General features: G+C 67.8%; 20 protein-coding genes. 9 read left to right on the plus strand and 11 right to left on the minus strand.

Annotated elements, in window-relative coordinates; translation table 11 throughout:
* The first annotated feature begins 6 nt into the window (after positions 1–6).
* Positions 7–762, plus strand: a complete 756-nt coding sequence (locus Ate02nite_RS46755; RefSeq protein WP_203814469.1) for an ABC transporter permease — start codon at positions 7–9, stop codon at positions 760–762.
* A gap of 39 nt (positions 763–801) precedes the next feature.
* Here the strand turns inward: Ate02nite_RS46755 and Ate02nite_RS46760 are convergent, their stop codons facing one another.
* Entirely contained in the window at positions 802–1,242 is a 441-nt protein-coding gene (locus Ate02nite_RS46760) for a MarR family winged helix-turn-helix transcriptional regulator (protein WP_203814470.1), read from the minus strand.
* A 90-nt stretch (positions 1,243–1,332) separates the two neighbouring features.
* Between Ate02nite_RS46760 and Ate02nite_RS46765 the strand changes: the two genes are divergently transcribed.
* The 5 genes from Ate02nite_RS46765 to Ate02nite_RS46785 all read left to right on the plus strand — a co-directional run bounded on the left by Ate02nite_RS46765 (position 1,333) and on the right by Ate02nite_RS46785 (position 7,157).
* Positions 1,333–1,683 (plus strand): DoxX family protein, encoded by a 351-nt coding sequence (locus Ate02nite_RS46765; protein ID WP_203814471.1) that lies wholly within the window; start codon positions 1,333–1,335, stop codon positions 1,681–1,683.
* A 266-nt stretch (positions 1,684–1,949) separates the two neighbouring features.
* The gene (locus Ate02nite_RS46770; protein ID WP_203814472.1) at positions 1,950–2,498 is read left to right on the plus strand and encodes a DUF1062 domain-containing protein; all 549 of its coding nucleotides are present in this window, start codon (positions 1,950–1,952) and stop codon (positions 2,496–2,498) included.
* 780 nt (positions 2,499–3,278) lie between these two features.
* A complete protein-coding gene (locus tag Ate02nite_RS46775) occupies positions 3,279–4,109 on the plus strand; it encodes a hypothetical protein (protein WP_203814473.1) in 831 nt (276 codons plus the stop codon).
* Between the two features lie 13 nt (positions 4,110–4,122).
* Positions 4,123–5,547 carry a dienelactone hydrolase family protein gene (locus Ate02nite_RS46780; RefSeq protein ID WP_203814474.1) on the plus strand — a complete coding sequence of 475 codons (1,425 nt, stop codon included), beginning with the start codon at positions 4,123–4,125 and terminating at the stop codon, positions 5,545–5,547.
* A gap of 38 nt (positions 5,548–5,585) precedes the next feature.
* Positions 5,586–7,157, plus strand: a complete 1,572-nt coding sequence (locus tag Ate02nite_RS46785; RefSeq protein WP_203814475.1) for an ABC transporter permease — start codon at positions 5,586–5,588, stop codon at positions 7,155–7,157.
* Here the strand turns inward: Ate02nite_RS46785 and Ate02nite_RS46790 are convergent.
* The 6 genes from Ate02nite_RS46790 to Ate02nite_RS46815 all read right to left on the minus strand — a co-directional run bounded on the left by Ate02nite_RS46790 (position 7,154) and on the right by Ate02nite_RS46815 (position 15,523).
* Positions 7,154–9,394, minus strand: a complete 2,241-nt coding sequence (locus Ate02nite_RS46790) for a putative bifunctional diguanylate cyclase/phosphodiesterase (protein ID WP_203814476.1) — start codon at positions 9,392–9,394, stop codon at positions 7,154–7,156. The two genes, Ate02nite_RS46785 and Ate02nite_RS46790, sit on opposite strands and share 4 nt — an antisense overlap.
* 105 nt (positions 9,395–9,499) lie before the next feature.
* Entirely contained in the window at positions 9,500–10,213 is a 714-nt protein-coding gene (locus Ate02nite_RS46795; protein WP_203814477.1) for a PP2C family serine/threonine-protein phosphatase, read from the minus strand.
* 8 nt (positions 10,214–10,221) lie between these two features.
* Positions 10,222–10,911, minus strand: coding sequence for a vWA domain-containing protein (locus tag Ate02nite_RS46800; RefSeq protein WP_203814478.1), 690 nt, complete (start codon positions 10,909–10,911; stop codon positions 10,222–10,224).
* Between the two features lie 18 nt (positions 10,912–10,929).
* On the minus strand, positions 10,930–12,690 hold the full coding sequence (locus Ate02nite_RS46805; protein ID WP_203814479.1) for a helix-hairpin-helix domain-containing protein: 1,761 nt from the start codon (positions 12,688–12,690) through the stop codon (positions 10,930–10,932).
* 950 nt (positions 12,691–13,640) lie between these two features.
* Positions 13,641–14,363, minus strand: a complete 723-nt coding sequence (locus Ate02nite_RS46810; RefSeq protein WP_203814480.1) for a 5-formyltetrahydrofolate cyclo-ligase — start codon at positions 14,361–14,363, stop codon at positions 13,641–13,643.
* A gap of 8 nt (positions 14,364–14,371) precedes the next feature.
* The gene (locus Ate02nite_RS46815; protein WP_203814481.1) at positions 14,372–15,523 is read right to left on the minus strand and encodes an NsdA family TPR-like regulatory protein; all 1,152 of its coding nucleotides are present in this window, start codon (positions 15,521–15,523) and stop codon (positions 14,372–14,374) included.
* Between the two features lie 157 nt (positions 15,524–15,680).
* Here Ate02nite_RS46815 and Ate02nite_RS46820 point away from each other — a divergent pair, with 157 nt between their 5' ends.
* Positions 15,681–16,010, plus strand: coding sequence for a hypothetical protein (locus Ate02nite_RS46820; protein WP_203814482.1), 330 nt, complete (start codon positions 15,681–15,683; stop codon positions 16,008–16,010).
* A gap of 39 nt (positions 16,011–16,049) precedes the next feature.
* Here Ate02nite_RS46820 and Ate02nite_RS46825 read toward each other — a convergent pair whose 3' ends face one another.
* The 4 genes from Ate02nite_RS46825 to Ate02nite_RS46840 form a co-directional block, all read right to left on the minus strand.
* Positions 16,050–16,649, minus strand: a complete 600-nt coding sequence (locus Ate02nite_RS46825; RefSeq protein WP_203814483.1) for a DUF6879 family protein — start codon at positions 16,647–16,649, stop codon at positions 16,050–16,052.
* Between the two features lie 94 nt (positions 16,650–16,743).
* On the minus strand, positions 16,744–17,511 hold the full coding sequence (locus Ate02nite_RS46830) for a TIGR02679 family protein (protein WP_203814500.1): 768 nt from the start codon (positions 17,509–17,511) through the stop codon (positions 16,744–16,746).
* Entirely contained in the window at positions 17,508–17,954 is a 447-nt protein-coding gene (locus Ate02nite_RS46835) for a TIGR02679 domain-containing protein (RefSeq protein ID WP_203814484.1), read from the minus strand. Before Ate02nite_RS46835 ends, Ate02nite_RS46830 begins: the two co-directional genes overlap by 4 nt.
* Before the next feature lie 628 nt (positions 17,955–18,582).
* Positions 18,583–18,972 carry a hypothetical protein gene (locus Ate02nite_RS46840; protein ID WP_203814485.1) on the minus strand — a complete coding sequence of 130 codons (390 nt, stop codon included), beginning with the start codon at positions 18,970–18,972 and terminating at the stop codon, positions 18,583–18,585.
* Positions 18,973–19,084: 112 nt separating this feature from the next.
* Here Ate02nite_RS46840 and Ate02nite_RS46845 point away from each other — a divergent pair, with 112 nt between their 5' ends.
* Both Ate02nite_RS46845 and Ate02nite_RS46850 read left to right on the plus strand, forming a co-directional pair.
* Positions 19,085–19,357, plus strand: a complete 273-nt coding sequence (locus tag Ate02nite_RS46845) for a hypothetical protein (RefSeq protein WP_203814486.1) — start codon at positions 19,085–19,087, stop codon at positions 19,355–19,357.
* Positions 19,350–19,961: a DUF6879 family protein gene (locus tag Ate02nite_RS46850; RefSeq protein ID WP_203814487.1), complete on the plus strand. Its 612-nt coding sequence runs from the start codon at positions 19,350–19,352 to the stop codon at positions 19,959–19,961. The genes Ate02nite_RS46845 and Ate02nite_RS46850 overlap by 8 nt, the downstream gene beginning before the upstream one ends.
* Positions 19,962–19,963: the final 2 nt, after the last annotated feature.

Consider the following 19,963-nt stretch of genomic DNA (forward strand, 5'->3'; position numbering starts at 1 on the left):
CGCTGGTTGAGCATCGCGGTGCTGGCGGCGGCGTGGGAGCTGGTGTGCCGGACGCTGATCCGCTCCGACGACTACCTGGCGCCGCCGTCCCGCGTGCTCACCACCGGCGTCGCCTATGTGCTGGATCGCGACACCCTCGCCGGCCTGTGGGTGACCACGACCCGCTTCCTCGGCGCGTTCGCGATAACCGCCCTGGTCGGCGTGGTGCTGGGGCTGGCCCTGGGCCGCACCGGCCGGCTGGTGCCGCCCGCCCGCGACATCTTCACGGTCCTCTACACGCTGCCGCTGGTCCCGTTCTACCCACTGTTCGTGCTCTGGTTCGGCCTGGGTTTCCGCTCCGAGGTGGCCTTCGGCGCCATCCACGGCGCGGTCCCGGTCGTGCTGGGCACGATGGCCGCCGCGTCCCGAGTAGACGAAACCCTGATCACCGCAACCAGGGCGATGGGCGCCGGCCGAACCCGAGTTCTGACCAAGGTGGTCCTGCCCGCCACGGTCCCGGATGTGGTGGGCGCCCTGCGCATCGGCGCAGCCCTGTCCCTGCTGGGCGTCCTGCTGGCCGAACTGATGGTCTCGGTCGACGGCGTAGGCCACATCATCGCCGCCCTGATAGCCAACCTGCGCGGCCCCGAACTGGACGCGGTGATCCTGGCCGTCTGCGCAGGCGCGGCCGTGGTCAACACCGCGCTGCACCAGGGCGAGCGACGACTCTCCCGCTGGCGGGCGGACTCCGCATTTCCTGGCGGCGTGCGACAGCGCCGCTGAATCGTCACCCTCGGTGCTGCAGAGCAGCCTGCGGTCGTCTCAGCCGCAGGCGCCGGGGTCGGTGACCTTGGCCAGAAGGCGTTCCAGGTGGGCGCGTTCGGTGGGGGAGAGGGTGGCGAACAGGTCGTCGTCGGTCTTGTTCAGGACTGAGTCGACGGCGTGCAGTGCTCGGGTGCCGTCGGGGGTGAGCGCGACGATGTGGCGGCGGCGGTCGGCGGGGTCGCGCTGGCGGGACACCAGGCCGAGACCTTCCAGTTCGTTGAGCACGGCTACCAGGGCGCTCGGGTCGACGCCCAGGAGGTCGATCAGGGCCTGCTGGTTCACCGGGCCGTCGGCCAGCTGCGTCAGCGTGAACGCGGACCGCATGGTCAGCCCGGAGCCGGCCAGGGCGTCGCGCACCCGGGCGCCGGCCAGCGTGCCGCGGTTGGCGAGCAGCACGCCCAGCTGGGCCATCGGCGCGGAGCGCGGAGACGATGCCATGCCAATACCTTACCCACTCCCGATGGTCGTGCTCGTAAAACCGTTGTAGGCTTCCAACGATTTTGCTGGACCAATCGTCTAGGGGTCTCCATGTTCATCGCTTACACCGTCGTCGCCGTCGTGCTCGCTCTGGCGAACGCCGGCACCGCCACCGCGAAGCTCCGCCGCGACGAGCGGATCACCGCCGGGCTGACCGGGGTGGGGGTGCCGGGGTCGTGGTTCGTGCCGCTGGCGCTGCTGAACTACGCCGGCGCGGTCGGGCTGCTGGCCGGGATCGGGTGGCGGCCACTGGGCATCGCCGCCGCGATCGGGCTCGTCCTGTACTTCCTCGGCGCGCTGGGCTTCCACCTGCGGGTCAGGGACGTCAAGGGCCTGCCGGTGCCGACCGCAATGCTCGCCGGCTCGGCGCTGGCCCTCGCCCTCGGCCTCGCCTCGGCCTGATCGGCGTCGCCCTCGGCCTTGCGTCGGCCTGGTCGGCGTCGTTCTCGGCCTTGCGTCGCCCTGGTCGGTGCGGGCGGCTGGGCGTTCGAAAATCGTTGGCGTGGCGCTGCGGTGCGCCGTTAGCGTGCGGACGAGCCAGGTCGCCTAGGCAAGGACGTGCCGTTGTACACCCTGTGAGACCTCCCAAGCGCTGATTTGTCGCGCGACGCGTGTCTGCGTCGCGTTCCTTCTTGCTGCGGATTTCTCACTGGGACCGGTGTTCCTCTGTGCTCAAAACCTGGATGGTCATACCCACCTGCCTGCCCATCGTTCGCCGCCGCTGCCACGCGTGCGCGTCCGGACGATTCCGGGCCAGCGGCAAATTTCGCGTCAACGCCAACCACAAGCTCCTCGACGTCTGGCTGCTCGTGCTCTGCGCCGGATGCGGGGAGACGGCGAAACTCACCGTCCTGGAGCGGACGACGGTGCGCTCGATACCGCCGGAACTGCTGGACCGGCTGCACGACAACGATCCCGGCCTGACCGCCGAACTGCTCCAGGATCCACTCGTGCAGCACCGCAACCGCATCGCCCTCGACTGGGACGACGCCTGGCGCCTCGACACCGGCGGTTCCGACCACCTGAACCTCGAGGTGGTCGACGTCGCGGTCCGGTTCGCGGCCCGGATCCCAATCCGGCCGCTGCGCCTGATCGCCGACGGTTTCAGGCTTCCCCGAGCCGAGGTCTCACGTCTGGCCACCGAGGGGAAGGTCGTCTCAGCGGTCCGGCTGGGCGGCAAGGTCTCCGGCGATTTCACCTTCACGTTCAAGCGCTGAGCTTTCGCGGCCGGTCCGGCGTTGCTTGCCGGACCGGCCCTTCGTGCTCGGCCGACTTCGTCGACGGCCCGTGTGGAAGCTGCGGGGCGGCGAGGTCCATGCTCGCGGGCGTCAGGGGTGGAATCTCGTCGCGCGAAAGGCGCGCTGCGGCCGTGCGTCCGTCCTGGGTCGCGGGCGGCAGCCGCCGGAGGCGGGGTTCGGGACTGTGCGGTTGGGGGCCGGGTCGGGCGTACTTGAAAGGGCGTTTGATCGGTTTGTCGCCGACTTGGCGTCGGCAGCCTTTTCCGCGTGGGCAGGTCGGAGATCTTGGAACGGTGCAGCACTCAGCGGGGGGTCAATTCGACAACTTCGCCGGGGGCTGGCCCGTCGCTGCCGGATATAAGCGGCAAATCGGGATGGGGCGGCCACTATGTGGAAGGGGCGGCCACGGTGCGGGACGGTTGGTCGGGTGGAACGCCCGCTCGGATCGATGTTGGCGAAAAGCCGGATATCTGCGCTCTTATTGCGTCTTTCTTAGACTCTGCCCATCGGGCTTTGGGGCGGATCGCGGATCGGCCGCGTCGCGGTGGCCAGGTAGACCGCGCTGCTTGTGCCGGCAAGCTCGAGCGGCAGGCAACCTGGGCGTGGGCTGCGCCGAGGATGCCTGCGGCAGGCGAGATCATCCCCACTTCCGCCAGGGGCTTGCGGACCGTATCTTGGTCGGGCGCACTTGCGTGACGACGTTTCCTGCACGGGACGTATGGGGGAGATCGCTGGATGTCGCTGTGGGAACGTGCACAGATGCGCACGACGCTCATCGTGGCCGGCTGTGTCGCGGTGGCGGCCGGGATTGTCGGCGTGGTCGCCGCGCCCGACTCGGAGCCTTCGGTGGGGCTGACCCTGGCGCCGGTCTGGGAGCCGCCGTCGGCCCTGCCGCAACCCACCGGGTCGGTGAGCCCTTCGGTCTGGCCCAGCCAGCCGGAACAGGTGGACCTGGGCGTCGAGGCCGGCCCGGGAGCCGTCACCACCACGGTCCGGCCGACGGCTGTGCGACCGCCGGAGACTACGTCGGCCAGCCCGGCGGCGCCGGTGTCGCCGCTGCTGACCGTTACCGCCGGAGCGGTACCCAGCGAGGTCGACCTCAGCAGCGAGGGCACCCGGGACTGGGTGCACTGGGGGCTCGCCGACAGCGCCTCGGTCAACCGCAAGACCGGCGTCACGCCGCTGATTCAGGACCTCGGCAGCCCGGGCCGGCGGGGCCGCTACGACAACAACCCGCAGTTGTTCAGCTGGTCGGACGGCAGCCCGAACCGCACCGCCACCCGCACCCCGACCGGGGTCTACACCTGCGGGCAGGGCGGCGGGTTCGTCGTCCAGGCTCCGGCCGGGCCGGCGACCAGCACCGTGCATCTCTACGCCGGGGTGTGGATGGGCCGGGGGCAACTCACCGTGACGCTGGACGGCGCCACCGTCAGTAAGACCCTGGAGAATTTCAACGCGATCGCTACGGCCCGCTACGAGATCCGGTTCCGCGCCACCGCCGGCAGCCGGCTCACCATGACCTGGACCGCCACCGCGGTCAACAACCCCACCTGCGGCAACGTCGACATGCAGGCGGTCACCCTCAGCTGAGGTACGGTCATGCATGCCCATCGATAGACGACTGCCCGCCCTGGTAGCGGTGGCCGCCCTGCTGGTGGCCGGCCTCGGCGCCTGGCTGCTGGCCGGAGCGGGCGGCGACGCCCGGCGCACGCACGTCGTCGTCGACCGGGTGCCGATGGACGAGGTCCACCCGCCCGGCACCGGGCACCCCGGTGTGGTGGTCGCGCACGGCTTCGCCGGCTCGGCCAAGCTGATGGCGCCGTTCGGGGACACCCTGGCCGCCCGGGGGTACGTGGTGGTGCTGCTCGACTTCACCGGGCACGGCGCCAACACCCGTCCGCTGCAGCTCGGCGACGCCGGGGACGGCGCCCTCGAACGCGACCTCGATGTCGCGGTGGCGCACCTGCGTTCGCTGCCGGACGTCGACCCGAGCCGGATCTCGCTGGTCGGGCACTCGATGGGGGCCGGGGCGGTCACCCGGTATGCGGCCGGCCACCCCGAGATCAACTCGACCGTTGCGATCTCGCTGCCGAACGCCTCGGCCGCCCGGCCCGGCGCACCCGCCCGCCTGCTCCTGCTGGTCGGTGGCCTGGAGTTCCGCGGCTTCCGGGACGCGGCCGCGCAGGCCGGCGAGCCCGGCATCCCCGGCCACCACGCGACGGTGATCCCCGGCGCCGAGCACGTCTCCATCCTGTTCTCGAAGCGCACCCACCGCGAGACGGCCGACTTCCTCGACGGCGCCCCCGGTGGTGTGTTGCCGGCGCCGACGCGGCGGGCCGGGGGAGCGGCGCTGTTGCTGGTGGCGTTCGCGGCCGGTCTGGTTCCGCTGGCCCGGCTGACGCTCGGCGGGGCGGTGCGGGGCTGGCCGCGCCCGGACTGGCCGCTGCTCGGCCGGATCACCGCCGTGGCCGCGGGGGCGGCCGCCGTCGGTGCGGTGATCGCCCGCTTCCTGCCCACCGCGGTGGTGCCGCTCGCGCTCGGCGGTTACGTCGCGGCCCTGACGACGATCACGGGCGCGGTGCTCATCGCGTACACCCGCAAGCGCCGGACCCCGGTCGAAGCCGGACCGAAACGGCGGGCTTTCGCCGCGCCTGCCCTGATTGTCTATGCGGCGATCACGATCGCCGTGCCGCTGCAGCTCGGCCTGACCCACGCGGTGCCTACCGGCACGCGCTGGTGGTCACTCGCGGTGGTGTGGGCCGGTTTCGCTATTTTGGCGTACGGGTCGGAGCACGCCGTCCTGCCCGTCTCCGTGGTCGTCGTGATCGCCCTGGTAGCCGCCGCGATCCTCGGTCTGACCTCAAGCTTCGTGCTGCTTGTCGCCCCTCTGCTGGCCGTGCTGATGGTCTGGCAGGCGATGTGGAGTGCCGTTCTGCACCGGTTCGCGGCACCACGCTGGGTGATCGCCCTGGCCGGTTCGCTGCTTGTCGCGTGGCCGATCGCGGTCACCCTCCCGACAGTGAGCTGACTGGATCCGGGCGTACCCTCATCGATGTTGGAGGGCCCATGACCGGGACACTTCGCCTGCTGAGGTTCATGTTGCGCCGGGAGCGCCGCGGCCTGCCGTGGTGGCTGGCCGGCGTCACCGTGCTGCTGCTGTCGCAGTCCGGGCAGAGCCAGAGCCTCTACGGCACCCCCGAGAAACTCGCCACCATGCGCCGCACGATCGGCGGCAACACCGCGGCGATCGCGATGAACGGCCCGACCCGGCTGCTGGACTCGATCGGTGGCGAGGTGATGTTCGAGGTCTTCGGGTTCATCGCGATCGTGGTGGCGCTGATGAACATGTTCCTGGTCGGCCGGCAGACCCGCGGCGACGAGGAGACCGGCCGCTCCGAGCTGATCCGGTCGACGCCGGTCGGCCGCCGCGCCCCGCTGGCCGCCGCACTGTCGCTGGCCGCGCTGACCAACCTCGTCGCGGGCCTGCTGGTGTTCGCGGCCGCGGCCGGTACCGGCCTGCCGATCGGCGGCTCGCTGCTGGCCGGCGCGGCCGTCGTCACGGTCGGGCTGACCTTCGCGGCGTTCACCGCGGTCGCCGCGCAGCTGTTCGAGAACGTGCGGGCGGTGTACGGGGCCGTTGGGTTCCTGCTCGGCACGGCGTACGTGCTGCGCGCGGCCGGCGACGTCGGCAACGGCAGCCTGTCCTGGCTGTCGCCGATCGGCTGGGGGCAGCGCACCTACCCGTACGCCGGGGACCGCTGGTGGCCGCTGCTTCTTCCGCTGCTGGCCACGACGCTGCTGGTGGCGGCCGCGGTCGGGCTGCTGGAACGGCGGGACTTCGGGGCCGGCCTGGTGCGGACCCGGCTGGGCCCGGCGACCGCGTCACGGGCGCTCGGCAACGTCTTCGGCCTGGCCTGGCGGCTGCAACGCGGCGCGCTGATCGGCTGGGTGGCCGGGCTGGCCCTGCTCGGTGCGGCGTACGGGTCGATCGGCAACACCATCGAACAGTACGTCCGCGACAACCCGGAGATCGCCCAGTTCCTGCCGCCCGGCAGCATCCTGGACTCCTACCTGGCGCTGACCGTGGGCCTGGCCGCACTGATCGCGGCCGCCTACGGGGTGACCTGTGTGCTGCGGTTGCGCACCGAGGAGACGTCCGGTCACGCCGAGAGCATCCTGGCCACCGCGACCGGCCGGCTCACCTGGCTGGCCGGGCATCTGAGCGTCGCGCTGGGCGGCACCGCCCTGGCGTTGCTGGCGATCGGCGTGGGCGAGGGCTCGGCGTACGCGCTGACCGTCGCCGACCCCGGCCAGGTCCCGCGGCTGATCGGGGTCGCCTTCGCCTATCTGCCGGCGGTGTGGCTGGTCGCCGCGGTCGCGGTGCTGGCCGTCGGCTGGCTGCCGCGAGCGGCCGCCGCGGCGGCCTGGCTGGCGGTGGCCTACTGCGTGGTGATCGCCCTGTTCGCGGACTCGTTCGACCTGCCCGGCTGGGTGCAGCGGGCGTCACCGTTCGCCCAGACCCCGCGGGTGCCACTGGAGGCGCTGGCGGTGACCCCGCTGCTGGTGATCGTCGCGGTGGCCACCGTGCTCGTCGCTACCGGTTACGCCGGCCTCCGGCGCCGCGACGTCGGTTACTAGTCGTAATCCGGGCCGTAGTGCTCGCGGACCATCTCGGCGATCTCGTCGGCGGTGCCCGGCTTGGCGAACAGGTAGCCCTGCCCGTAGGTGACGCCCAGGTCGGACAGCATCGACTGCTGGTCGATGTGCTCGATGCCCTCGGCCACCGTGCTCAGCCGCAGCGCCTTGCCCAGCCCGACCACCGCCTCGGCGAGGGTCGCGTCGTCGCTGTCGATGGTGATGCCGTCGATGAACGCCTTGTCGATCTTCAGGATGTCGATCGGGAACCGCCGCAGGTAGGACAGCGACGAATACCCGGTGCCGAAGTCGTCGATGGCGATCCGCACGCCCAGGTCGCGCAGCTCGTGCAGGGTGACCACGGTGGCGTCGACGTCCTGCATCAGCAGCGACTCGGTGATCTCCAGGACCACCAGACCGGGGTTGATGCCGCTGTCGGTAAGCGCCGAGCGAACCGTGTCGACCAGGTCCTTCTCCTGGAACTGCCGGGCCGACAGGTTGATGCTGACCCGCACGTTCTCCGCGCCCGGGATGTCCCGCTGCCAGCGGGCCACCTCGAAGCAGGCGACCCGCAGGATGTGCGCGCCGAGCGCCACGATCAGCCCGGTGCGCTCGGCCTGCGCGATGAACGCGTCCGGCGCGACCAGGCCGCGCTCCGGGTGCTGCCAGCGGGCCAGGGCCTCGACGCCGACCAGCTTGCCGGACGGCAGATCCACGATCGGCTGGTAGTTGACCACGAACTCGTTGGCGGCCAGCCCACGCTCCAGGTCGGTGCGCCCTTCGGCCTCCTGCACCGCGGCGGTGTACATCGACGGGTCGAACACCGCGATCCGGTCCCGGCCGCCGGCCTTGGCCGCGTACATGGCCAGGTCGGCGTCGCGCATCAGCTCGTGCGCGGCGTCCAGGTCGGCGTCCTGCGTCGACTTGAGCGTGGCAATGCCGATGCTGGCGGTCCCGATCAGGTCACTGGTACCCAGCCGAACCGGCGTCTTGATCTCAGCGAGCAGCCGCTCGGCGAGCGTGTGCAGCCCGATGTCGTCAAGCTCCTCGACGAACACCGCGAACTCGTCCCCACCAAGCCGGGCAAGCGTGTCCGATGGCCGTACCACTTTCGCCATCCGCTGGGCCACCGTGCGCAGGAAATCATCGCCGGCCATATGGCCGCGAGTGTCGTTGATCTTCTTGAAGTCATCAAGATCAATCAAAAGCAAGGAAACCCGCCCCGAGGTACGGGCATGCCGGCGCACCGCCGTGATAATCCGATCGATCAGCAGAACCCGGTTGGGCAGCCCCGTGACCGCGTCCTCAAACGCCTGCCGGGTGAGCTCGGCGCGCAGAGCCTTCTGCGTGCTGACGTCCCGAACGCTGAGGATGATCGCCTGAATGTCCGGATCGTCGAGGTGGTTGGTAGCGGTGACCTCGACATCCATCCAGGTCCCGTCCTTGTGCCGGGTGCGCGACTCGAGCACGCCGGTGGCACCCTGTCCCTTCGTCCGGAGCCCTTCCAGCCACTCCGAAACCCGCTCGGCCTCGTCCGGGTGAGTCATGTCAGCCAGGTCCTCGACGCTCAGCGTGGCCGCGTCCCGGCCCAGGATCCGCCCGGTCGAGGTGCTGGCGTACCGCACCTGGTGGTCACCGATCGCGAGAACCGCGTCCGAGCCGTTCTCCATGAGGGCGACGGTGCGACGCTCGGCCGCCCGGCGCTGGTTGAGGTGGTGCCGCCGGTTGTTGGCGGTAAGAACACACAACCCGGCAACCCCGCCGATAACGGCGGCAATCGACGTACTCAACGGCAGGTCGAGCTCAGGCTGGACAAGAACGAGCGGAACGTACGCGACCAGAGCGCCCACGCCGAGCGAAATACCCAGGCGCGAGCCGATCGTGGTGGCTGCCGCCACGGTGATCATCACCGCCCCGACCGGGAACATCAGCTCCGGATCCGGGTCGGGGAGGCAGAACAGCAGGTGGGCGAGCATCGCGGCCCAGTAGGAGGCCACCACGGCCGTGCGCATCCAGCTGCGCCGGGTCAGTTCCTCCCAGTTGAGCAGGTGGCTGCCGACCAGAATGAGCAACGCGAGACCCAGCGGGATCATCGCCCACTGGCGCCCCTGCGGCCACGCAAAATGAACGCGGATAAGCCCCATCACCGTCAGAGCGGCGTACACCCAGAGGTTGAGCCTGATCTGCCGAGACAGGTGACTCACCCGGCCGGTCTCGGCATCCGCCCACCGCATCACCATGTCAACAGTGATCGGCAGCTCACCGGCTCGATCTGAGGTATTTGTCTCCCGACTCGTCGTCCACCTCGATCATGAGGAACAACACCGTTGCACCGATCCTGGACCTCAAGTCCGCACCGCCACTACCAGGGTTTTGTCGTCCCCCGTTTGGTCATCGACCGTCGACAGGAACCGCTCGATCGCGGCATTGTCCGATCCGTCCGTCCGAGCGAACTCGGCCAGGTCGGTGAAGAAGGGTTCGTACGGTTTCGCAGCGGTCAGGTCGTCGAGGATCTTGTAGCGGAGGCCGTCGGTGGACAGGAAGATCGCATCGACCGCCTCAGCCGGGCATACGGTCATCCGCAGTCGGGCCGCCCAATCGCTGTGCGTGATGAAGTCAGTCTCGTTGGCGTACTCGCCGTGGCCGGCCGGGTCGATCGTCGTGTATCCGGCCGGCCCGCCGACGACCACGACCGTGTCCCCGACCTGGCCAATCGCGAGCTGGTCACCGATCAGCACCGCGATCGCCAGGGTGGCGGCGAAGTGTTGCCGGGGTAGTCCGTCGCCGTTCGCCTCGCGGTCCAGCTCGCGGTGCACTTCTCCGAACACCTCGTGCAACCACACGTCGGGGGCACATGTCGGCTGGTTGAAAGCCAGCTTCTGGACGGTGTCGACGGCCAGTCGCGAACCCCGGGCGGCCTGCGGCTTCGATCCGGCCCCGTCGGCAACCGTGAGACAGACCGTGCTCCCGGCGACCACCCAGTTGTTTGCGTCGTCGCAGCCCTTGTTCTCCCGCGTGTGCGACGACCCGGCGATCGACCCACCGATGATCTTCCACATGCCGGGGCTCAGACTGCTGCCCAGCCGGCTGGCGAGGGCAGCGGGATCTGCTGGTCGACGGCCGAGGAGTCGCTCGAGCCGAACGCATTGGACGATGACGCGCTGCTGAGCGATCGGGACAGCCAGCTGAAGAACTCTCGGAAGCTGACCCCTTGCAGGCGGATGGGCGTGCGCTCGCCGGAAAGCTGTCCCAGGGCACTCATGTTGACCTGTGAGCCGACCCCGATTCCGAACACGGTCACGCCACGGGCTGCCTCCACCGCCCGCAGCCGTTGCACCGCTGCGGTGAAGACCGGGCCGTCGGTGGGTTCGCCGTCGGAGAGCACGAACAACCACGGTCGGTAATATTCCAGCCCGGCCGCCTTGTACTCGGTCTTCCGCGCCTCGATCTGGTTCAGGCCGAGATCGATCGCCGCGCCCATCGGGGTGTTCCCGCTCGGCTGCAGCGGCTTCGGCTGCAGGTCACGCCCCTCGGTGAACGGGATCTCCACGCGGGCCATGCCGCCGAACGTGATCACTGCGATCTCGGCCCGCTTCGCGGTCAGGTCGTCGTCGTGAACCTCCTGGCAGAAGAGCTGGAAACCGGCATTCAACTCTTCCATCGGAGACCCCGACATCGAGTACGACGTGTCCAGCAGCAGTGCACAGGCAATGCGCGGATCGGGATTGTCTTCCTTGACGCGCGGGGCGAAGTCCATCGGGTGCCTTTCGCAGGGTCAGACGTCGGTTTCCACGAGTTCCGGCCAGCCGTTCTGGCGGCAGACCGGGTTCCACAGTTCGATGAAGGTCTGCTTGTGGGCGTTCGCGGTGCGGGAGGTCTCCATCGCGGATGCGTAGAGCGGGCTGCCCTCGGCTGCTTTGCGGTTGCAGTTGGACTGCATCGCATCGGCCCATTCGGCGAATTTCTCGTCGGCTTGGGCCGAGATGGAGAGGGCCTGGGTCAGGTCGGTTTGCATGCGAACGCCGTCGTCCAGTGCCGAGAGGTCCATGGCGGCGATCTGGTCGGACAGCGTGCTGCGATGGTTCTGCGCGGTACGGAACGTGGTGGCATCGCGGGCGAGGGACCCGCACGCCTTGACGTCGTTGACCGCAGCCAGGACCGACTTACGGTCCCGGGCCGAGCCGGCGAGGTACGTGTGGAGGGTGGAAGCCTGAGTTTCCGGGTCTCCGGTTGTCGTCGGCGGGGCTTGCGTCTGCGCTTCCGCCGTCGTTGCGGTCACCGTCGCCGGGTTTGCTCCGGTTGGCGCGATCACGGGACCAATGGCGCCGCGCCCGTCCGATTCGCCCAGTGCTCGGCCGCCGAGTATCACTGCGACCAGCGCCGCCACGAACACCGCACCGAGAACGAACCTGGAGTTGTTGCGCTGCCTGGAGCTCCACTGGGTGACAGCCGCCGCCGGCGGGGGCTGGATCCGCGGTCCGAGCCCTGACTGCACCGGTGGGAGAGGGCGTTGCGTCTGCCGGGCCTTCTCATCAGCGCACCAGGGACAAGCCTTCTGGTCTCCGTCATACCAGTGGTCAGGCACGACGGAACACGCCTGCAGCCGATCATCGAGCTCAGCCAGTGCGCTGTGCCATTCGGCCGCGGACGGACGCTGATCCGGGTCGGCCGCACCGTCCTCGAACGCCCGCCGGAACATCTCCCGGACTCCGTCCGGCAACAGGAGCTCTGCCTTGATCGCCGCCGGCCGCGGTTTGAGCAGCCCGCCGGTCTTTCCCGACCACACCCCGTCCCGAGCGAGAAGGGGAACCCCCGGCTTGTCGCCCACGCCCTGCCACACCCCGCGGAACGGGTGCTCACCCTCGAGCAGCAGCTGGTGCAGATGGATGGCGAGCGCGTAGTGGTCGCTGGACGGGTGCCGAACCGTACGCGACAGGTCGGCGTTCCGTAGTTCTGGTGGCTGGAACTCGGCCATCCCGACCGGGCAGAAGAATCGTTTGCCGGTCGCAACGTCGGTGACCTGCATCGAGTCGCAGTCGATCAACGTGACCAAGGCCCGGTCGGAGACAAGCACGTTCTTGAGGTTGAAGTCGCCGATCACCGTGCCGCTGTTGTGCAGCACTCCCGTGGCGTGTGCCAGGTTGGCCGCTGTGCGCACCAGGTACTGCCAGGTGAATCCCTTGATCCACCCGCCGGCCCGGCGCCGGTCACTGGGATTGGTGACCCGGTGCAACTCGACCGTGTTGCGCATGTCCACCTTAGGCATCAAGAACCCGGCGAACCGTCCGTTGTCCTGCACGGCCGCCTCGGGCCACCCGAGCAGCAGGTGTCCGGAGCTGTCCGTGCGACCTCCCGGCTTGGAGTGGACCATCGCGGCCAGCCGATCGGGCAGCGTAGGTTCCTTGGCCAGGGTTGGACCGAAATAGACCTTGCACACCATGGCCGGGTCGGAGAGAACCTCGAAAACTTCGCCCTGACCACCTCGGCCCAGCGGCTTCGGAGCGAGCCGGAGCGGTCGGCCGTTTGCCGTCAGCATCTGATGAGATCCGACCTCTCGCGCGAATTTGAGTACTCGAAGAAGTCTGACTCGATCAATGCCGGGGGAGAAGAGAAATCAAAAGAGGATCTTTGACGGGCGGCAGCGCGTCTTTCGGACATACGATTCCGGCCCTGTGTTTTCCCAGCTCACAACCGAAACTTCAGCCGACGGCGCGAATCCGCCATGCCGCTGAGTGCCTGCAAGAATGCCGCTTCGGCGCCGCCGATGGCACTTTCGGGGGAGCCAATCTGCCAATCGAAGCCGTTGCCCACCCGAAACCCATGATCGTCCCGATATTGAATCCGTCCGGGGGATTGCGCACTACTTATCGTTCAAACGTGGCACTCTTCCCTCCGCGACATAAGTGGCCGGGTAATAGTTGATCGTCGCCCGGCACGTGCGCTACCCATCAGGAGATGTTGGCACCGGGATGGTGCAGGGGGTCGTTATCGGTATTGACGCTGTTGAGCCGCCCGCACCCGGCCCTGTACCTCGGCCGGAAGTTCGACCACGGCGATCACGACGCCGAGATCCTGCAGTGCATGGGCCACCCACGACTTCGACGTCGGCAAAGTGGTGGGGCGTGGATGTCAACTACGGCGCACGAACTCGACTGTCTCGGTCTCCGTCCGTACTCCTCGCGCCTTGAATCCGGCTGCGGCGATGGCCTTCCCGAGCGAGTTCTGCGTCGAGTACCAGTACGGAAGGTGCTTTCGGGCGGACGGAGCCAGAGTGTGGGCCTTCGTCAAGGCGTCGCGTGACTCCGATTCGCTGACGACCCGGTACCCCTCGAACCCGTCGAACAGCCCGCCCATCCCAGCCTCCTCAAGAAGGCTCCATTGTGGGCTCGCGGGCTATGTTGCTCGATGGGCCGAACGTAGGAGGTGCTCCGGCACATCGGGCAGTTGCACCCCGATCAATTTGCGCCACCTGATCGAGTGAGGCACTCAGCCACGCGACCGCGCAGCCAGCGCCGGGATCGCATTGATCATCTCCGGCGTCAACTCGTCCCAGTAGACACCCGAAGGTCGGCGGGGTGGTTCGCAGTGAATGACCTCCTCGGGTGTGACTATAAGGTCGACGCTGAAGTCGTGCCTGGTCTCGGGCAGTTCTTCATTCACCACCTGCAGCGAGTGCACGGTAGTCACGATGGTTGTGGTGGGCTTGATCAGTCCGGCTTCTTGGAGGAGCGCGACCTCGATGTCCGAGTAGCCTGCACCCTTGCCGAGCCGGGTGCCGTGTCGGTTGACCGCCACGCTTCCGCAGATGATCAGATCTACGGGCTTCATCTCTTCGACGCCGACCTTGCGGGCGATTGTCGCAGCTACCGCGCTCGAGGCCGCCTCGTGCGGTGGCACCCCGATTGCCTGCGGGTCGAGCAGGTAGAAAGGCAGCAGCTCCGCGAGTCGCGGCACGGCCATGTAGACGAGTTTGCCGTCGGCAAGCGCCCGTGCCCGCGTCGGCAACTGAGCCTCATCCGGGACGGCCTTGATGATCTGGGCGGCCCGCCACTCGGGGAGACCCGCTAGGCGGTTTCCGGCGGCTTCAGCGCCATAAAACGTGGGGATATGACCGTGGACGCCAGGCGGGGCGGCGTGTTCCTGTTCCAGCAGGTCCCAGACGCGCTGACGGATTGCCTGCTTCGCCTGGTCGATCTCCGTGTCGGCCAAGTCCGCTCCTATGCTGCTGCCATCAGGGTGAACAGGCGGTCATGGACGTCCTGGACGATCGGTTCGTGTCGCCATGGTCGGAGCTCTCGACCCGCGCCGAAGACGATGTTGAGGCCGCCGCCGCCCCAGTTCATCTCTACCACGTCGATGGCACCGTGCAGCCAGGCCGTGGCCTCGTCGAGTTTCTGCTGACGGATGCACGCGAGCGCCAGGTTGCCGAGCACGATCGCCTGGGATTTGGAGCCGTCCTTCAACGCGCGAGCCGTCCCCTCGAGGATCGGTTCGGCCCGCTTGGCGTCCTTGAGGAACAGATAGCACGACCCGGCCAACCGGCTGTGTTGAGTGGGGGAGTAGAGGTCCATCGCGGTGTCCGCCAGGCCGATTCGGTTGAAGTGGTCTTGCGCCTGGCCCAGCGCCTGTTCGCAGTCTCGGCGCTGGCCGAGCATGGCGCCGGCCTCGGCGGCATGAAGCATGGCCAGGCCGGTGAGAACTCGGCTGGCGTTGTTGGTGATCGTGGCTGTCTTTAGCGCGAGGGCGAGGCCTGCTCGCGGATTCTTCTCGCCGTAGAGCGCGACAAAGCAAGTACGTAACGAGGCCAAGCCCTCGGCGATGGGGTCGCCTATCTGTCGCGCCGCGACAGCCGCCTGATCCAAGTAGGCGCGTGCGTTGGTGTGGTCGCGGCGCTGGGAGGCGTCCCAGACCAGCTGTCCCATCAGCGTGGCCGCCTCGGCTTCGACTGCGAACAGCTCGCGCCGGACCAGGCTCGTGGTCGCGTAGGTCCGGAGGAAGGACACCTGGCCGAGGCTTTGGCCGGCGTCGGCCAGCAACGACGTTGATGGGGCCTTGTCGTATCGCTGGTCGAGGTCCTGGACGCGTTCACGCAGCCTGGCCACCGCGACGAGATCAACCTTTTGCGGATGGTCGAGGGCGTAGGTCAGCCGTTCGTCGTCAGATGATTTCGCGAGCAGCTCGTCGATCTTGTCGATGGGAACGTCGAGTACGCGGGCGAGCTTCGGCCGCAACCAGGGGAGTGGCTCGGTTTCGCCGGATTCCCAGCGGGCCACGGTCGAGCGATCAATACCGAGTCGTTCGGCCAGGCGTTCTTGCGTGAAACCGACTGCCCGGCGACGTTGCGCGAAACGGTGTCGACGTATCGCCATGCCTCGCGACCTTTCTCGACGTTCCCGCTGATCAAGAGCTCGAACGCCACAACCCTGCGACAACGGTGCGGTGGTCCTGCTCTGGTTCGGCCGCACTGTTCACGGTTGTGTAGAGGCTACTGCGAAGGTCAATTGAACAAAATCCGGGAGCGCGAAAATGGCATTGATCACGGCTGTGACGGTCGCATTGATTGTGGGATTTATGGCGGGGCTCCTGAGCTTCCGTGTTAAGAGCCGCTGGTGCCCGCGGTGCGGGGATACGTTGCAGTGCGGATGCGTGGTCGGCGGCAACCTGGCTGGGACGGTTGTGGACCGGCTTGAGCTGATGCAGATGCTGCTCGGGCATCCCGATGCCGATGTCCGGGTCGATTTCGGAGAGCTGTTCCTCGATGTGCAGGACGTTCGCTATTCGGCCGACCGAGAGGCGATCGTGTTGCTGCTACACCCAGACGACTTACAGGACGCTATGGAACGCCGCAGAGTTTGATCTCTCCATCGCTGCGGCGATGCGCGGACAGGTCGGAGGTCAGGGCACGACATCCTTGATCTCCCGGCGGTAGTAGTCGCCGAATGGTTCACCACGATCGAACAGCTGCCTGATGAACCGCACCCACGTCTCCACCAAGTCGGCTTGCTCGTAGCGGTGAGCGCCGGAGAGGGCTCCGTCCGAGTCGTACTGAACCAGGTACATCACCGTCATGCCGAGTGTCACGACTTCCGGCAGCGTCCAGTCCCCGGCCTCCAGGGAGGCGATGGCTTCGACGTCAACGGCTCGGATCAGTTCGCCGGCTTCCTCGCGGATGCGCAGGATATGGGACTCCCACCACAGGTACGGCGTGGGTGGGCTGGCCACCAGCCTTGCCCGGTGCAACATGATGCCGCGCACGGAAAGGCCGCGCTGGAATTCGGCTATCCCGGAACGTTCTTCCTCGGCGAGCGACAGGGATTCCTCGGTGCGGCCGGCGGCGAATGCATCCCAGGAGGGATATCCGGGTTCCCGGAACTCCTGCTGGCGTTCGAGTTTCCACAGATCCTGCTCGAGGTGTTCGAACCGGGTGGAGAAGTCGGCAAGGTAGTCATCCGCATTCAGAATGATGAACTCCACCCCAGCCAGAGTTTCACGCATCAGGGGTGCCTCCTGAAACCGAAGAGAATGCGGCTCAGTTTAGTTTTGGCTGACCATGACCACAACGACAGTGCCGAGGACGCGCCAGTCCACGTCAACCTGGAGATAAATCCTTCAGGAGATCATCAATGACGGCCTCCTCGTGGATGGCGATGCCCGTCTCGCGCATTGCCGCTGCCAAAGAGGGATCCCAACCGGTCTCGACGACCGTCCCGGCGAGAGCCTGACCCGGCGTTCCCCGCTCCGTCGCCAATGCGACCGCTCGCCGGTAATCCTCGGCCCGGAATCGCCACGGCGAAGCCCCGAACCGCCCCATCACCCGATCGGCGATGGCAACCCCCGGCCAGTCGAAGTCGCCGTGGTAGGCGAGCTCGACCTGCGGCGACGCCACGAGTGCGTCGAGCAGCGCCAACGTGACGACAGTCGGATTGCCCATCGTGCAGATGACGGCCGCACGAGCACCCGCATCCGCAGCTGCCTCCAACACTCGGGGGTTCTCACACACGTACACCACCTGGGGTGCAAAACGCAGGGGCGTGAGGCGGCGGATCTCGCGCAAGGTCAGGTGGGTTTCGGCGCCGATGTCGGCGCGATGGCGAAGCCAATCGTCGCCGACCGGCCGGAGGCCGTAGGTCAGCACGGTGGTGGCCACCGTGTCCCCAGCGACGCCGGCCGCGTCCCACAAGGCACGCCGTTCTGCAGCGCCAAGCGGATAGTCGGCCGTGCCGTTGAGAGCCAGCGACAACCCACGCAGAACCAGCCGAGCGAGCGGCGTGTCATCGTCCAGCCCGTGGGCCGTGCCAGTGACGGCCTGGGCGAGCTCACCCCGCGACCACGTGCGGGCGTGCGCCCCGACGGTCAGCCCAGGGCAACCGCAGCCTGGTCAGTTCCATGCCGCCATGCCAGGTCGATCCAGGTAGGTGCCCATGAACGGTCGGCGAGGCCGGCGACGGAAAGGGCGGCTGAGGCCTGCTCCCGGAGCAGGGTGCGATGGGCGCGGGCGGCAGAAGCGTTGGCCCGCCGGTCAGGCACCGGGCCAACAACCGCCTCCACGACGTCGAGCAGCCCGAGGCCGGCGGCGCTCTCCAACAACAGTGAATTGAGATGGGCCAGGTCAACCCGGTGCTGCGGCCCGACCACCTGCTTGAGAAGGTGACTCAGGGCGTCGCGCTGCGCGAAATCGAGCTCGGTGACAGTAAGCCGGCCGGAAGCGACCCGGCCGTTGCGGGACAGACGGCTGTGCACGGAGGTCCACAACGGCATCAGGCCCGGCGACCGCAGATAGGCCAGAACGGAAGCCGGCATCGTGAGGTGAGGACCGTGCGCCGCGGCCGTCCCAGCGGAAGTGCAACATCGCCACCACCGACCTGGGTAGGGTCGCGCAGGCATTCGTAGATGCCCAGCAACGCCGAGTCGCTCCGCCAGGCGTCCTTGGGTGAGGCCAACGGCCTTACGGCGTGCGCGATCGTGCTTCTACTGCACCCGGATGACGTAAGGGATGTGTTGGAGCGGAGCAGGGCCTGGTCCTTACGGATCTTGAGAACTGCGCGCGTCGCCGTGGGGCTGCGGCGGCTTCGGGGCCGACTGGTGGTGTATTGATAGCCCACCATGGATGTCGCGGCTCTGGACGACAGGTCCGTTCATGTTTGTGCCCTCAACATGGTTGATTACCCTGCCGCCATCATCCGCCGCTGCAGTTGCGTGTGGCGTGGAGGGCGAGCGGCGGGCCACGATAATGCTGTAAACGGAGATCGCCACGCCCGCCACGTTCAGGAAGACTCCGAACACGCTGGCCCACTTGTCCGACGCGTCGAGCCCGGACTTCAGGAAGAGAGCACCGAGGACCACGGTGATCAGGCCTCCTGTGACACCCGCAATCCAACCGACGTGCCCGACCCACCTCGGCCTCATGGCGTTACCTGCCGGGCGCAAATCATTGGGCACTGTCGCGGAAGGAGATGCCGCCGAAGACGTCACGGGCTTGCACGACCGGACCCGAGACATCGCCGATCACTGAATTGGCCACGCCGGTGCGTTCGTTGGCTGCGGCCTGAATGTGCGCCCATCGGGCCTGGAACTCGGCCTCGAAACCGCGGTCGTTGCGGGCGTGCCTGTTGAGCAGGTCGGCCAGCCGGCTGGACGCGGCCGGCGACTGCTCGCGAAGGGCGCTTTCAACGATTGCCAGATCGGCCGGTTGGTCCGCCAGCTCGTTCTGAAGAAATTGGATCATGGACGTTACCGCCCCCTGCTCCCCTGTCGCCTTCTCGATGGCGGCGTGGTCGAGGAGGGTGCCGATTGTCGCCGGGGAGATGGAACTCGCCATGAGGAACCCTCCATTGGCGTATGCCGAATGAGTGACACGGCGTTGCGCTTCACCGGATACCCGCGATGTTACCGTCGGCGTGCACGCGGTTACCCGATCTGGGGAGGTCGTCATGGACGGCAAGCGGTGGCAGGCTGATTCGTCGGCGCAGCTGAAGCGCAGGTGGGGCAAGTCCTCGCACGAACTGGGCAACACCTCCGGTGATGGAAGCTGTCCGGACGTCTGGGAACTCAGCAACGGCGACGTGGCGGTGATCGGCGAAGACCTGACCGACTCCTATCGCGACCGTCTGCCCGACGGTGTGTCCATCGATCCCGGCGAGAGGCTTATCATTATCCCGCGTTCGACCATGATCGCGGCGAGGGTGGACATCCCTGATGCATGATCTCTTCGAAGGTCAGTCCGGTGAGCGACTTGATCTCGATCAATACTGGGCTGACTTCGAGAAGCGTTTCTGGAGGACCGGTCCGCCGGGCTTCTGGAAGCTGGAACGGCAGCAGACGTTCAAGGAACCGGGTGACGAGGGCTGGGAGGCTTTCGCGCAGGGACGATGGGACGATTCCATGCGCGTCCTGCAGGCGCGCCGGAGCGAGTTCGGCGACTATTACCGGCGCGTCGCCGACAGCGGCTTTGCCACTCGACGGGTGCGCGTGGTCGAGGAGCCATTGACGCCGTACTTGCAGTGGGAACTGCGCGTTCTCGCATTGCGGCACGAATTTGGCGGTCTCACGCGCGTCGTCGGCCCGACGGCGGTCGAACCGGCAGAGGTCAACGGGCCGGTGCCGGAGCTCTACACCCTTGGCGCCGAGGTCATGTATGAAGCGATCTACAACGCCGAGGGCGTGCTCGAGGCAGCACATCGCTGGCTTGACCCTGCGCTGATCGGGCGCTGCCAGGCGTACATCGCCGGGCTGTACAACAGCGGCGAGCCGCTGGACGACTACTTCGCGCGGGCCGTGGCAGCCCTGGAGCCTCCTTCTGGAGAGTGAAA

This window comes from Paractinoplanes tereljensis (genome assembly GCF_016862435.1).
GTDB lineage: Bacteria > Actinomycetota > Actinomycetes > Mycobacteriales > Micromonosporaceae > Actinoplanes > Actinoplanes tereljensis.